Origin of the sequence: Jejuia spongiicola (genome assembly GCF_023502325.1) — a bacterium.
GTDB classification, from domain to species: Bacteria; Bacteroidota; Bacteroidia; order Flavobacteriales; family Flavobacteriaceae; genus Wocania_A; species Wocania_A spongiicola.
Map to the genome: position 1 here is coordinate 320,312 of NZ_JAMFLZ010000001.1, position 13,100 is coordinate 333,411.

Consider the following 13,100-nt stretch of genomic DNA (forward strand, 5'->3'; position numbering starts at 1 on the left):
TGTTTTCTTAAAAATTAAATTAGTACTCATGTTAAAACAAATTGTTGCTCTAGTAGTTTTACTTCCAAATATCTTTTTTGGGCAACATACTATTAAAGGCACATTCTCTCCAGCTGAAGATTATAATGTAGCGCTGTTATATAAAGTAACACCAACCGTTTCAGAATATGTTACAAATGCTGAAATAAAAGATGGAATCCTTGAACTTAAACTAGATTCTACAGTAACAAAAGGTATATATCGAGTTGTTTATGCAATTCCGCAAGAGGATTATAATTTTGATGTTATTTACAATGGTAAAGAAGACATATCGCTTACATTTAACTCTGAAACAGGAGTAGATTTTAAATCCTCATCAGAAAATAAATTATTAGCCTCTTACACCAATAGTATGTCTATGATAACACATAGTATTGGTAATTTTTTTAGAGAAGAAAGTAAAGATACCATAGCCTTAAAGTCTATTTTTAATACACAACGCGAAGCACAATCTAGTTTTGAAACTTTAGCAAAGGAAACCATAGCGTTACAATTTATTAAGGCGAACAAACCATATATTCCAGAAACATTTGAAGATGTAAAAATTTATGTTGGTAATTTAAAAAAACACTATTTTGATTATGTAGATTTTAATAATGAAACACTACAAAGCTCTAATTTCTTTGAAGAGCGAATGTTAAATTATGTTTTTGGGATGTCGTCAAATGATGAAGATGAAGTTACAAACTATAAAAATAACATTGATGTTTTTTGTAAAGCTATGGAAAATGCTCCAGACGAAACAAAAAGAGTATTATTGGTAGACCTATGGCAACAAATGGCTGATTTAGGATTTGAAAATGTAGCAAACTATATTTCTGAAAATCATTTAATAAAAGTTGCTAAAAAATTAAATGATGAGGAGTTAGTTAACGGTTTAATGTTATTTAAAAACATTTCTATAGGAAATAAAGCTCCAGATTTTTCTTTTGAAATTATAGAAAAAGAAAAAACAACTGTAAAACAATTAAGTGACGTAGATTTAGCCGAAAATTATATTGTAGTGTTTTGGAGTAGTACCTGTTCACATTGTTTGGATGAAATACCACAATTAGGAGACTTTTTAAAAGTCCAAGAAGAAAATAAAATAAAAGTTATCGCTATCGGGTTAGAAGAAGAGCCTTATAAGTGGAAAGATTTAACTTATGATTATCCTGATTTTATTCACGTATATGGTGAAGGGAAGTGGGATAATGAAATTGGTAATAATTACGGTGTAACCGCAACACCAACTTATTTTGTTTTAAATAAGAATAAGGAAATTATTGCAAAACCAGAAAATTTCGAACTTTTAAAATCTATTTTTAAAAAAGAAGAATAGGGTGTTTTAATACGAATTAAGGATGACAAAAATGTCAAAAATGATAAAAAGCATTTTCTAAATGCTCAATATTAAAAGATTTGCCTTCTCTTACAATAGCAATTATATCAAATCGGACTTCAATATCTAAGCTGTTTACATTAACATATTCATCAACTGCTTTAACTAAACGTTGTATTTGTTTAGGTTTTACAAAATCTTGAGGGTTTCCAAAATCGGTAGACGACCTCGTTTTAACTTCAATAACGGCAAGCGTATCATTTTGCCTTGCTATGATATCAACTTCAGCTTTATCAAACCGATAATTTCTCTCAAGGATATTATATCCGTTTTTTAATAGAAAGTCGACAGCCAATTGTTCACCTTTTTTTCCAAGTTCGTTATGTTGTGCCATATTTGTTTAATGTTTTTCCCTTATGAAGGAAAAATGTGATTGAAGAATCTTGTTTTTTTAGTTTTTAGGTTAAATATTACCCTCTAAACAAAAAGAAATCGTCTTTCATATGCTCTATTTGCGCGTCTTCGTTGGTTATGATATAATCAATAGCTTGAGATGTAAAATCGTTGCCTTTTTCGGTTAAAGACACAATATTATTTTCAATTGAAATCATATTGTTTTTAGTTGCTAATTCTAAAACTGTTTTAGAACGTACTTTTTGCCAATTAATATGTTCGTTTAAATGGTTTACATGACGCTCTTCTTCTTCGTTATGGTTTTTTAAATGCAATAAAAAAGTGAGTAACGATACTTCTGTACGTTGTTGCTTTTCTCTATAAAGTACTGCTATTATTCCTTTTTTAGGAGCGAATAAGTATACTGCCAAGAATAGTAGCCCTAGCATAGTTGTTATTGATCCAGCAATTGAAGCATCAAGCCAATGTGCAACCCAATATCCTGAAATGGCGCTAAAGACACCAAATATTATAGCTAGAGCGAGCATTTTCTTTAAATTGGTAGTTAAAAGATATGCAGTTGCAGCAGGTGCAATCATAAGTGCAACTACTAAAATGGCACCAACAGCATCAAAAGCGCCAACAGTTGTAACTGAGGATACTGACATAAGGCCGTAGTGCATAATTGCTGGCGAAAAGCCTAAAGAAGCAGCCAACCCTTTGTCAAACGTGCTTACTTTTAATTCCTTGAAAAAAGCAATCAATAATATTATAGTAATTATTAAAATACTTCCTATAATCCACAAAGATTTTGGACCAACATCAACTCCAGAAATTAATAACCTATCAAAAGGGGCAAAAGCTAATTCGCCCAATAAAACCGCATCAACATCTAAGTGTACATCGTTAGCATTTTTAGCAATCATAATAACACCAATGCTAAACAAAGCAGGAAAGACTAATCCAATAGCTGTATCTTCTTTTACTAAGCCTGTTTTTTGAATATATTCAACTAAAACAACAGTAATTATTCCTGTTAGCGCTGCTAATAAAATAAGCAATGGCGAGTTAAGGTCGTGTGTAATAAAAAAACCTATAACAATTCCTGGTAAAATGGAATGACTAATAGCATCACTTATCATTGCCATTTTACGTAGTACTAAAAACGTACCTGGAATAGCACAAGCAATGGCTACCAAACTAGCAATTAATTGTATTTCTATTTGAGTGCTATTCATTAGTTTGTTGATTGTATAAATTTGAAGCAGTATCAAACCCTTCTTCAGTTAAACTCCACATATTTCCATCAAGCTTCACATAATTTTTTTTTACTAATTTTTGAAGTGTCCCTTTGGTATATCCTTGAAAATTATTTAAGATTTTAATAGCGTGTGGATGCGAAATGTTATCATGAGTTTCTGCAATATTATACATAAATGCTAATGTTTTATGCAGTTGCAAATCGCGTCTATTTTTTATAAACCGGATTTGCTTAAACAGCAAACCACGACTTGGCGAAAATATAAATGAGAATATTACAAAAACGGCAGCAACTAACACAATAACAGGTCCTGTTGACAAATTGTTTTGACTAGCACTAATTGCAGTTCCGAAAACCCCTGAAAAGGCACCAAAAAAAGCAGCAAGAAAAACCATTATACTCAAACTGTTTGTCCACTGTCTTGCAGCAGCAGCAGGTGCTAATAACATAGCACTCATTAAAACTACACCAACAGTTTGTAAGCCTAAAACAATAGCTAAAACGATGAAAGATGTGATTAATATATCTATAAACTTAGTGTTAAAACCTAATGTTTTTGTGTAGTCGGCATCAAATAAAAGGATTTTAAATTCTTTCCAAAAAAGTAGAAGCACCAGTAAGCAAATTCCGGTAACAATTGACATCATCCATACGTCACTTTCTACTAAAGTGGCAGCCTGACCAAATAAATATTTGTCTAAACCTGCTTGATTGGCATTAGGTTGTTTTTGAATGAAAGTAAGTAATAACATTCCAAACCCAAAGAATAACGATAAAATTAAACCTAGTGCTGTATCAGATTTTAAATGTGTTTTAGTGATTATACCTCGAATCCAAAAGGTTCCAATTAACCCACTTATTAAAGCGCCTAAAAGAAGGGTATTGCTATCTTTTGCACCAGAAATTAAAAAAGCAATTGCAATTCCTGGTAAGGCGGCATGCGATATAGCATCTCCTAAAAGACTTTGTTTTCTAAGCACAGCAAAGCTACCAAGCATACCAGTGACGGCTCCTAATATCGCCGTTCCTAATGTGATGGTTCGCAATGTATAATCGCTAAATACCAAAGAAAAATATTCTTGTAAATCCATTACTCTTGAATACTTACTTTATAATTAATCCCGTAGGTTTTGGTTAAATTATCATCGTTAAAAATATCTTTAACGGGTCCTGTGGCAATCTTCTTTACGTTTAAAAAAGTTACCCAATCAAAATATTCTGGTACGGTTTGCAAATCATGATGCACAACAATAACAGTTTTGCCAGCTTTTCGTAATTCTTTTAAAATGTTAATAATGGCTATTTCAGTAGTAGCATCTACGCCCTGAAATGGCTCGTCCATAAAATAAATTGAAGCATTTTGCACTAAGGCGCGAGCTAAAAATATACGTTGCTGTTGCCCTCCAGAAAGCTGACTTATTTGACGGCTTTTAAAAGCTAACATACCTACTTTTTCTAAAGCTTCAAGTGCAGCTTTTTTTTCTTTTTGACGCGGACGTTTAATCCAACCTAAACTTCCATAAGTCCCCATCATAACCACATCAAGAGCAGTTGTTGGGAAATCCCAATCAACACTTCCCTTTTGTGGAACGTAGGCTACTAACTTACGTTGTTCTTCGTAAGGTTTTCCGTAAATACTAACACTACCAGCAATAGGTTTTAGAATACCTAAAATAGATTTTATAAGCGTAGACTTTCCTGCGCCATTTGGACCAACAATTGCCATAAGTACACCTTCAGGGATTTCTAAATCAATGTCCCAAAGTACGGGTTTATAATTGTATGCCACCGTTAAATCATCTACTTGTACTGCTATGTTTTGTTTCATTATTTTAATGCGTTAACAATGGTATTCACATTATATTCAAACATTCCAATATAGGTGCCTTCAACTGTCCCATCGTTTCCTAGAGCGTCAGAATAAAGAGTGCCTCCTATTTCTACTTTATGCCCTTTGGAATTTACAGCAGCTTGTAAAGCTTCAATGGTTCGTTTTGGAACAGAACTTTCAACAAAAATAGCTTTTACATCTTTTTCAATAATAAACGCAGCTAATTTTTGAACATCTTGAACTCCAGCTTCTGTCGCAGTTGATAAGCCTTGCAAACCAACAACTTCGAAACCATAATTTTTTCCAAAGTAATTAAAAGCATCATGGGCAGTTACTAGTATTCTTTTTTCTTTCGGAAGAGTATCAATTGTATTTTTAATTTTAAGCTGAAGCGCGTTTAATTTTTCTAAATATTGCTTTTCATTTTCAATATAATTCACAGAATTTTTTGGATCCTTTTCAGATAATACAGCAGTTACTTTATTTGCAAATTGCTTAAAGTATGTAATATTAAACCAAACATGTGGATCGTAGTTTGATGCAAAATAATCAGAACCAATTAAAGTCGCTTTATCAATCTCTTCGGCTAAAGCAATTGGCGTTTTAGTTTTGCTTCCCATTTTTTCAAATACTTCAACAAGCTTTCCTTCAAGATGTAAACCGTTATAGAAAATGATATCGGCATTTACTAATTTTGAAACATCACCTTCACTAGCTTTGTATAAATGTGGATCAACTCCGCTTCCCATTAAACCTTGTACATTAATAAAGTCGCCACCAATGTTTTTTACCAAATCTGTAATCATGGTTGTAGTAGTTACTACATTTAGCTTTCCGTTGTCTTTTTTATCATTTTTGCAACTAAAAATAGTTGCTAAAGCGAATAATATAAGTATGTGTTTTGTCATGTCTTTAATTTTGATTTGTAGGTATTCTGAAACTTACTCCAGCGCTTAATAATATATCTTGACCTTTTGTAATACTTGAGCCAACTGTTGCATCTAGTTGTACATTGTTATTTATTAAATATGTTAAACCAGCATCCCAAAGGTGATTGGCTTTATTGTTTTCTGGTAAGTCACCATATAACTCTGCATAAGCTCCCAATTTACTTGTAATACTTTGCCCAAAGGCAATGGTATATACGTATGAGGCTTCGGGAGAATCGTTCCCCCAAGCAGCTCCAATATTATATGATAAACTTGAGTTTTCACTCAGTGTATGTGCAAAAGCAAATCTAAAATCTACACCTGTAGTTTCTGGTTTATAATCTGTACTTGCGGTAAAAGGTAAATATAAATGCCCTAACAGACCAATTTCTGGAAAACACCCATTCTCTTTTGCAATACTAGTTTTAACTCCTAATAGTAGAGGGTTAAAACCACTTGATACATTATCTATTGTGTTTCCGTTAAACTTGTTTTTTCCTTCAACAAAATCCCAACCTAATCGTAACTCTAGGTTATCCAACAGTCCGTATCGAACTAAAGTTGTATTAAAAGTGAAATCTTCGGTTTTAATATTATTTTCTTCAAACGATTCATAAAAAGCTCCAGTTTCTACTTGAAGAAACCCTTTAGGCATTGTATTTGGAGATTCTGTAGCATCTGGTCTGTCGGTTATAAGAGTGCCAAGAGTGTTTTCATCTTGAGCAAAAGTTGAAAGTGAGCCTACTAATAAAGTAAGGCATAAAAATTTAGTTAGTTTCATTGACGTAAATAATATTTGTAAAATCTTCGTTTAAAAGAATGGTGTTATTATTAATTAAAATCTGAGTCATTTTATTTTTACTGAATTGTTTAGTTACCACAATTGTGTTTCCGTACTTCAATCCGTTTAGGGCACAAAAATCAAAAAATTCTTTATCGTCGCTCATCAATCTAGAAATAATATAAGTATTACCTTCCTGTGTATTTGATAAAGCTATTGATGTGTCTTTCGTAGTAATTTCACCTTGTGCATTTGGGATAGGATCTCCATGTGGATCGAATTTAGGATTGCCTAAATACTCACTTATTTTGTTGGCTAAAAAATCAGATGTTTGATGCTCTAATAATTCAGATTCTCTGTGAATTTCATGCAAAGACATATCGAACATTCTAAACAATAAAGATTCCCAAAGACGATGTTTTCGCACTACATTTAGTGCCATTTTTGTGCCTTTTTTTGTGAGTTTAAGTTCTTGGTATTTCTCGTAATGTAGCAAATCTTTAGTTGCAAGTTTTTTAGCCATATCTGTGGCTGCTGCGTTAGATATGCCTAGCTTTTTAGCTATATTACCTGGTTTAGTATCATTACTGTTATTCTTGTCGTTTTTGTAAATAGCCTTTACAAAATTTTCTATCGCTATGGACATTTGTTGCTTGTTTAACTTTAAATTTAAGCTTACTTAAATATTTTTCAAATGTAACTAAAAAATCAATACAGTTTCGATTTTCTTTTTAAAAAATTAAGAAACAAATATCTAGTGGTATAAAAATTGATGCCTTTACAAAACAAAGATGGATTAAATATGAAATATTCTTTACTTATTATTTGTGCCCTGCTCTTTTTTTCTTGTATTCCTTTAAGAATTGCGCCTGCTATTAAAACAGATAAAGTTATGGTAGCGAAAAAATTTAAAAGAAAACTGCCTAAGCAGCATGCTTTTATTTTTGAAGATTCTAAAGATGCTAATGAGTTCTACAATTATGTAAATACTAAATATGAATTAAATCATAATAATGTAGAATGGAATGTCCCTTTTGTTATTGAGGGTGAAACATTTTTCTTTTCGTTTTATGAAACTGAAATACCAGATAAAACATTAAATTTCCTTCCGTTTTTAATAGACGCCAAATTAGAGCAAGAAGGAATAGATCCATTATTTGAAGATGCTTATGTTTCAAGAAAAGGTAATTGGTATTTAGCAATTACTGTTGCAGATGATAAGATGAAAGATTGCCTAAAACCTGAATACATAAAAAGAGAAAGTATTTTAAAATATCTTAGAGATTTAAGAATTGAATATTTGAATACAGATAATTATTTTGAAGCTTTATTGAGAAAGCAATAAATTAATTTTATAGTAACTTGCTTTAAGACGGTTTAAGAGGAGCAATTATTGCTCTATTTTTTTAAAAACCCTTTAAGTACAAAAAGAAGGATAATTTCAATTCCTATAGCGAATATTATATATATGTGTCCAACGTTGAATTTGTATTTTAATATTAAAGCAGATGCTATCAAAACTCCAAAGACAGTTAAACCTCCTTTAATATCTGACCAAAATGAATCAGGTTCAGATTTATAATCAAAATAATAAGCGATTAAGATTAAAATTAGAGACAAAAAATTAAGATTTATATACTTAAAAATGAATTTAATGACATCCACAGCCATCATCTCCACCACATACTTTGGCACTTTTTTTCTTTGGTTTCCATACAAATTTTTTAACGATAAAAGCTAAAGCTAAACCAAGTACTGTAAAGGCTAAAATATTTTGTATAATGATATTCATATATGTTTAGTCGTTTTACAAAGATAATTATTTCAACAACTGAAAAGCTATTAATGCTACTATGTATGCAAAAGTACTCATGATGACAAGTTGTAATGTTGGCCATTTCCAACTATTAGTTTCTCGTTTTACAATAGCAAGTGTACTCATACATTGCATAGCAAAGGCATAAAATAGTAATAGTGATATGCCTGACGCAAAATTAAATAATGGCCCGCCAAGTACAGGGTTTATTTCTCCTGCCATCCGGTTTTTAATGGTTTCTTCTTCATCACTTCCAACGCTATAAATAGTTGCAAGTGTACCTACAAATACTTCACGAGCAGCAAAACTACTCACAATAGCGATACCAATTTTCCAGTCATAACCTAGAGGTCTTATTACAGGTTCAATAGCTCTTCCTGTTAACCCTATAAAAGAATGCTCTAATTTATGTGAAGCAATTTTTTGCTGTAATTCCTCTTCATTTAAATTTTGCGAAGCATATTTAGTAGTAATAATATTTTCAGCATTATTAAAATCTTCACCTGGACCATAAGATGCCAAAAACCAAAGTACAATAGATATGGCAAGAATAATTTTACCAGCACCAAATATGAAGGCTTTAGTTTTTTCAATTACAGTAATGGCAACATTTTTAAATAGAGGCAATTTGTAGTTTGGCATTTCAACTACAAAAAACGATTTGCTTTTTATCTTTAATATTTTATTTAATATGTATGCCGAAATAACTGCAGCGCCAAAACCAATTAAATAAAGCAGCATTAGCGTTAAAGCTTGATAGCTTAACCCTAAAAAGCGCCCCTCTGGAATAACTAAAGCAATAATAATTAAGTATACAGGTAATCTTGCCGAACAGGTTGTAAATGGAGTTACTAAAATAGTAATTAAACGCTCTTTCCAACTTTCAATGTTTCGGGTAGCCATAATAGCAGGAATAGCACATGCAGTACCAGAAATTAGTGGCACCACACTTTTTCCGCTTAGTCCAAAACGACGCATAATTCGATCCATTAAAAACACCACGCGACTCATGTATCCACTTTCTTCAAGTACAGCTATAAATAAAAATAAGAATGCTATTTGTGGAATAAATATTACGATACCACCAAGCCCTGGAATAATACCTTCTGCTAGTAAATTTGTAAAAGCCCCAGGAGGTAAAACATTTTTAGTCCACTCACTTAATGAAGCAAAAGTAGCATCTATTAAGTCCATTGGCAGTTCAGCCCAATCGTAAATAGCTTGAAAAATAGTTAGCAGAATTAAACCAAAAATTAAATAACCCCAAACTTTATGGGTTAAAACCCGATCTAACTTAGAACGTAAATCTTTGGCTTGAGAGGCGTCAATAGTTTGCCCTTGTTTAAGCACATTATTTATAAACTGGTAACGTTTAATAGTTTCCTTTTGCTGTAGCCGTTTTAAATCAGCTTTACTCTTAGTTTTAAAATTGGCAACGGCATCAATCTCGTTTCTGTCTGTTTTTCCAAAATTTACATCTTGTGTTATAACCAACCAAAGTTTATATAGTAATTGATTTGGAAATGCTTTTTTTAAGTTTCCAAAATATTCAGCATCTATACCTGAAGCATCTATACATGGAGAAACCGAAATATCTTTGTAATTAGCAATTAAATCTTTTAATTGATCAATACCGTTGTTTTTTCTAGTACTTACTAATGCAATTTTAGTTTCTAGATGTTCCTCTAAATAGGGTATGTCTAAAGAAATACCTTTATAATCCATTCGATCTGCCATGTTAATGACAAGTATCGTTGGAATTTCTAAATCTTTAATTTGTGTAAAAAGAAGTAAGTTTCGCTTGAGGTTTTCAACATCACTTACTACCACAGCAATATCAGGAAAATCTTTGTCGTTTTTATTTAAAAGTAACTCTATAACAACATTTTCATCAAGCGAGGAAGCATTTAAACTATAGGTTCCAGGTAAATCAATAATGTGAGCTTTAACACCACGAGGCAATTTGCAAATACCTTCTTTTTTTTCAACCGTAATACCTGGGTAATTACCTACCTTTTGATTTAAACCTGTTAAGGCATTAAAAACAGACGTTTTTCCGGTATTGGGATTTCCAATTAATGCAACATTTATCTGTTTACTCATGGTTTAATTTTTCGATTAAAATATGAGTTGCAGTTTCTTTTCTAATAGCTAAATGTGTTCCGTTAATGTTTAAATACATAGGGTCTGCAAATGGAGCAACCTGAACAAGTTCTACAGAGTTGCCTGGTAAACAGCCCATTTCTAATAGCTTTAAGGGAATGTGTATAGATGAAACGTCTTTAATAACGCCTTTCTCTCCACGTTTTAAATGTGCTAATGTGTCTTTCAAGCTTATTTAGATTGATTTTAAAGAGGCAAAAATAAGCTAAAAGTTTAGAAGTATGAAGGTTTAGTGTTTAAAGTTTTTATGGAAATAAAAAAAGTTGAATCAAAATTGTTTTTAGCCTTTTTCTAATCGAAAATATGATAAGGCGAGCACATTATTTCTCCTTTTTTAGATGCGCAATATCTAGTAATAAACGATCAATTTCTTCTGAGTTGGTACCATCATAGAAACCTCGAATTTGACGTTTTTTGTCAATAAGCATAAAGTTTTCTGTGTGTATCATATCAAAAGGACCGCCATCACCATTGTCTTTTACTGCTAAATAGCTTTTTCTTGCCAGTTCGTAAATTTGTTTTTTATCTCCAGTAACTAAATTCCATTTTGCATCAACTACTCCTTTTTTAACGGCATAACGTTTAAGTTGAGCAACGGTATCAATTTGGGGTGTTACCGAATGTGACAATAACATAACATCGTTATCATTCATGATTTCTTTTTGGATGTCATGCATATGCCCTGTCATAATAGGGCAAATGGTTTGGCAAGTAGTAAAAAAGAAATCTGCAACATAAATTTTATCCTTATAATCGTTTTGCGTGATGGTTTTTCCGTTTTGATTTGTTAAAGAAAAGTCAACTATTTTATGATATTTTTTTTGATGCTGAATTGTACTATCTACTAACTCGGTACTAACCATAGCGGGTTGGTAAATAGGAAGTGGTTTGTAAACATTTAAGGTGTTATAAATTATTGAAATTATAATAATTGAAATAACTCCAAAAACAATAGCAAACCCCCTATATTCCTTAAAAAACGATAACATTGATAGTGACTAAATATTAAATTTATTACAAATTTACAACGTTTTTTAAAGCCACAGAATTTTAAAGCGACTTAAATTGGTGTTAAAAGCTGCCCTAAAATATTTTTGTCTTTTTAAAGTTGGTTTAAAAGCTTACTTTTGTGCGATTATAAAAATCTGATAGAAGATATATGGAGTTTGTTATTAAAATATCTCAATTTTTATTGAGTCTTTCATTACTAATAGTTTTACACGAATTAGGACATTTTATTCCTGCAAAAGCATTTAAAACTAGAGTAGAAAAGTTTTATTTATTTTTTGATGTAAAGTTTTCATTATTTAAAAAGAAAATAGGAGATACTGTTTACGGTATAGGCTGGTTGCCATTAGGAGGGTATGTTAAAATTTCAGGTATGATTGACGAAAGTATGGATACCGAACAAATGGCGCAAGAGCCACAACCCTGGGAATTTCGTTCTAAACCAGCATGGCAACGTTTAATTATTATGTTAGGTGGGGTTACGGTTAATTTTGTGTTGGCTTTAATCATTTATATTTTTGCATCATTTTTTTACGGTGATACTGATATTTCTGCAGCAAGTTTTCAAGATGGGTATCATGTAAATAACCCATTATTGAAAGATCTAGGGTTTAAAACAGGTGATGATGTTGTTGCTGTTGGAGATGTAAAAATTGAAAACTATTTTGATATAAAAAGTAACATTATTGGTGCAGAATCTGTAACAATTAAAAGAGAAGGTATTGAAAAAACAATAAGCTTTCCTGAAGATTTTTTAGGGCAATTGTCAACAAGTAAAGACCGAAGTCTTTTTGAAATAAGGATGCCATTTATTTTTGGTAAAGTAGCCGATTCTTCATTAAATAAAGAAGTTGATTTAAAGAAAGGAGATTACATTACTGGTATAAATGGAAAAAAAATTAAATATTTTGATGAATTTAAACCTGCTTTACAATCTTTAAAAGGAAATGTTGTTACTGTTGATATTATAAGAGATGGAGAAGAGTTAAAAAGAGAATTAAAGGTTGATAATAATGGTGCATTTGGAATCTATCCTGGAGGGTCATATAATAGATTTGAAGAGTTAGGTTATTTATCAATCACAAGAAAGGAATATTCTTTTGGAGAAAGTTTTGGTGTTGGTTATAATAAATTTATAAACCAAATTACATCTTATTGGGACCAATTAGGAGCTATTTTTAGTCCAAGTACTGGCGCTTATAAAGGCGTAGGTGGTTTTAAAGCTATTTTCGATATTTTTCCAGACACTTGGAGTTGGGAAGCTTTTTGGGGTATTACAGCTTTTTTATCAATTATGTTAGCTGTTTTAAACTTATTACCTATACCGGCTTTAGATGGCGGTCATGTTATGTTTTTATTGTACGAAATGATTTCTGGAAGAAAGCCTGGAGATAAGTTTATGGAGTATGCTCAAATGGTTGGTTTCTTTATATTAATAGCCTTAGTTTTATTTGCAAACGGAAATGATATTTACAAAGCCATTTTTAATTAATTTTTTTAATTATTATATTTGCTGTAATTAAAAAATAATATATATTTGCGCTCGCTTAAGCGGAAA

15 protein-coding genes are annotated in these 13,100 nt (G+C 31.4%); 3 read left to right on the top strand and 12 right to left on the bottom strand.

All coding sequences use genetic code 11. The annotated features are described in order from the left end of the window. Nucleotides 1-28 precede the first annotated feature (28 nt). A complete protein-coding gene (locus M3P09_RS01465; RefSeq protein WP_249971765.1) occupies nucleotides 29-1,360 on the top strand; it encodes a TlpA family protein disulfide reductase in 1,332 nt (443 codons plus the stop codon). 34 nt (nucleotides 1,361-1,394) lie between these two features. Here M3P09_RS01465 and M3P09_RS01470 read toward each other — a convergent pair whose 3' ends face one another. From M3P09_RS01470 to M3P09_RS01500, 7 genes are all read right to left on the bottom strand, one after another. Continuing rightward, nucleotides 1,395-1,754 carry a YraN family protein gene (locus tag M3P09_RS01470; RefSeq protein WP_249971766.1) on the bottom strand — a complete coding sequence of 120 codons (360 nt, stop codon included), beginning with the start codon at nucleotides 1,752-1,754 and terminating at the stop codon, nucleotides 1,395-1,397. Between the two features lie 76 nt (nucleotides 1,755-1,830). Next, complete coding sequence (locus M3P09_RS01475; RefSeq protein ID WP_249971767.1) at nucleotides 1,831-2,991, bottom strand: metal ABC transporter permease; 1,161 nt, start codon at nucleotides 2,989-2,991, stop codon at nucleotides 1,831-1,833. After that, nucleotides 2,984-4,105: a metal ABC transporter permease gene (locus M3P09_RS01480; protein WP_099564976.1), complete on the bottom strand. Its 1,122-nt coding sequence runs from the start codon at nucleotides 4,103-4,105 to the stop codon at nucleotides 2,984-2,986. Before M3P09_RS01480 ends, M3P09_RS01475 begins: the two co-directional genes overlap by 8 nt. Then, nucleotides 4,105-4,842, bottom strand: coding sequence for a metal ABC transporter ATP-binding protein (locus M3P09_RS01485; protein WP_099564975.1), 738 nt, complete (start codon nucleotides 4,840-4,842; stop codon nucleotides 4,105-4,107). Before M3P09_RS01485 ends, M3P09_RS01480 begins: the two co-directional genes overlap by 1 nt. Further along, nucleotides 4,842-5,753: a metal ABC transporter solute-binding protein, Zn/Mn family gene (locus M3P09_RS01490; protein ID WP_099564974.1), complete on the bottom strand. Its 912-nt coding sequence runs from the start codon at nucleotides 5,751-5,753 to the stop codon at nucleotides 4,842-4,844. Before M3P09_RS01490 ends, M3P09_RS01485 begins: the two co-directional genes overlap by 1 nt. Before the next feature lie 4 nt (nucleotides 5,754-5,757). Next, nucleotides 5,758-6,555 carry a transporter gene (locus M3P09_RS01495; RefSeq protein ID WP_249971768.1) on the bottom strand — a complete coding sequence of 266 codons (798 nt, stop codon included), beginning with the start codon at nucleotides 6,553-6,555 and terminating at the stop codon, nucleotides 5,758-5,760. Further along, nucleotides 6,542-7,201: a metal-dependent transcriptional regulator gene (locus M3P09_RS01500; protein WP_099564972.1), complete on the bottom strand. Its 660-nt coding sequence runs from the start codon at nucleotides 7,199-7,201 to the stop codon at nucleotides 6,542-6,544. The genes M3P09_RS01495 and M3P09_RS01500 overlap by 14 nt, the downstream gene beginning before the upstream one ends. Before the next feature lie 126 nt (nucleotides 7,202-7,327). On the opposite strand from M3P09_RS01500, the gene M3P09_RS01505 reads away from it, so the two are divergent. Next, complete coding sequence (locus M3P09_RS01505; protein WP_249971769.1) at nucleotides 7,328-7,900, top strand: hypothetical protein; 573 nt, start codon at nucleotides 7,328-7,330, stop codon at nucleotides 7,898-7,900. Between the two features lie 53 nt (nucleotides 7,901-7,953). Here the strand turns inward: M3P09_RS01505 and M3P09_RS01510 are convergent, their stop codons facing one another. The 5 genes from M3P09_RS01510 to M3P09_RS01530 form a co-directional block, all read right to left on the bottom strand. After that, entirely contained in the window at nucleotides 7,954-8,175 is a 222-nt protein-coding gene (locus tag M3P09_RS01510) for a hypothetical protein (protein WP_249971770.1), read from the bottom strand. Nucleotides 8,176-8,206: 31 nt separating this feature from the next. Next, nucleotides 8,207-8,347 (bottom strand): FeoB-associated Cys-rich membrane protein, encoded by a 141-nt coding sequence (locus M3P09_RS01515; RefSeq protein WP_099564969.1) that lies wholly within the window; start codon nucleotides 8,345-8,347, stop codon nucleotides 8,207-8,209. Nucleotides 8,348-8,374: 27 nt separating this feature from the next. Then, nucleotides 8,375-10,474, bottom strand: coding sequence for a ferrous iron transport protein B (gene feoB, locus M3P09_RS01520; RefSeq protein WP_249971771.1), 2,100 nt, complete (start codon nucleotides 10,472-10,474; stop codon nucleotides 8,375-8,377). Beyond that, the gene (locus tag M3P09_RS01525) at nucleotides 10,467-10,703 is read right to left on the bottom strand and encodes a FeoA family protein (RefSeq protein WP_099564967.1); all 237 of its coding nucleotides are present in this window, start codon (nucleotides 10,701-10,703) and stop codon (nucleotides 10,467-10,469) included. The genes feoB and M3P09_RS01525 overlap by 8 nt, the downstream gene beginning before the upstream one ends. A 151-nt stretch (nucleotides 10,704-10,854) precedes the next feature. Continuing rightward, nucleotides 10,855-11,523: an SCO family protein gene (locus M3P09_RS01530; protein WP_249971772.1), complete on the bottom strand. Its 669-nt coding sequence runs from the start codon at nucleotides 11,521-11,523 to the stop codon at nucleotides 10,855-10,857. A 170-nt stretch (nucleotides 11,524-11,693) separates the two neighbouring features. On the opposite strand from M3P09_RS01530, the gene rseP reads away from it, so the two are divergent. Then, complete coding sequence (gene rseP, locus M3P09_RS01535; RefSeq protein WP_099564965.1) at nucleotides 11,694-13,034, top strand: RIP metalloprotease RseP; 1,341 nt, start codon at nucleotides 11,694-11,696, stop codon at nucleotides 13,032-13,034. Nucleotides 13,035-13,100: the final 66 nt, after the last annotated feature.

Coding starts and splice junctions, on each gene's coding strand:
- M3P09_RS01475 (WP_249971767.1), bottom strand. CDS start 2,991: ATGAATAGCACTCAAATAGAAATACAATTAATTGCTAGTTTGGTAGCC.
- rseP (WP_099564965.1), top strand. CDS start 11,694: ATGGAGTTTGTTATTAAAATATCTCAATTTTTATTGAGTCTTTCATTA.
- M3P09_RS01505 (WP_249971769.1), top strand. CDS start 7,328: ATGCCTTTACAAAACAAAGATGGATTAAATATGAAATATTCTTTACTT.
- M3P09_RS01465 (WP_249971765.1), top strand. CDS start 29: ATGTTAAAACAAATTGTTGCTCTAGTAGTTTTACTTCCAAATATCTTT.
- M3P09_RS01490 (WP_099564974.1), bottom strand. CDS start 5,753: ATGACAAAACACATACTTATATTATTCGCTTTAGCAACTATTTTTAGT.
- M3P09_RS01470 (WP_249971766.1), bottom strand. CDS start 1,754: ATGGCACAACATAACGAACTTGGAAAAAAAGGTGAACAATTGGCTGTC.
- M3P09_RS01500 (WP_099564972.1), bottom strand. CDS start 7,201: ATGTCCATAGCGATAGAAAATTTTGTAAAGGCTATTTACAAAAACGAC.
- feoB (WP_249971771.1), bottom strand. CDS start 10,474: ATGAGTAAACAGATAAATGTTGCATTAATTGGAAATCCCAATACCGGA.
- M3P09_RS01530 (WP_249971772.1), bottom strand. CDS start 11,523: ATGTTATCGTTTTTTAAGGAATATAGGGGGTTTGCTATTGTTTTTGGA.
- M3P09_RS01480 (WP_099564976.1), bottom strand. CDS start 4,105: ATGGATTTACAAGAATATTTTTCTTTGGTATTTAGCGATTATACATTG.
- M3P09_RS01485 (WP_099564975.1), bottom strand. CDS start 4,842: ATGAAACAAAACATAGCAGTACAAGTAGATGATTTAACGGTGGCATAC.
- M3P09_RS01495 (WP_249971768.1), bottom strand. CDS start 6,555: ATGAAACTAACTAAATTTTTATGCCTTACTTTATTAGTAGGCTCACTT.
- M3P09_RS01515 (WP_099564969.1), bottom strand. CDS start 8,347: ATGAATATCATTATACAAAATATTTTAGCCTTTACAGTACTTGGTTTA.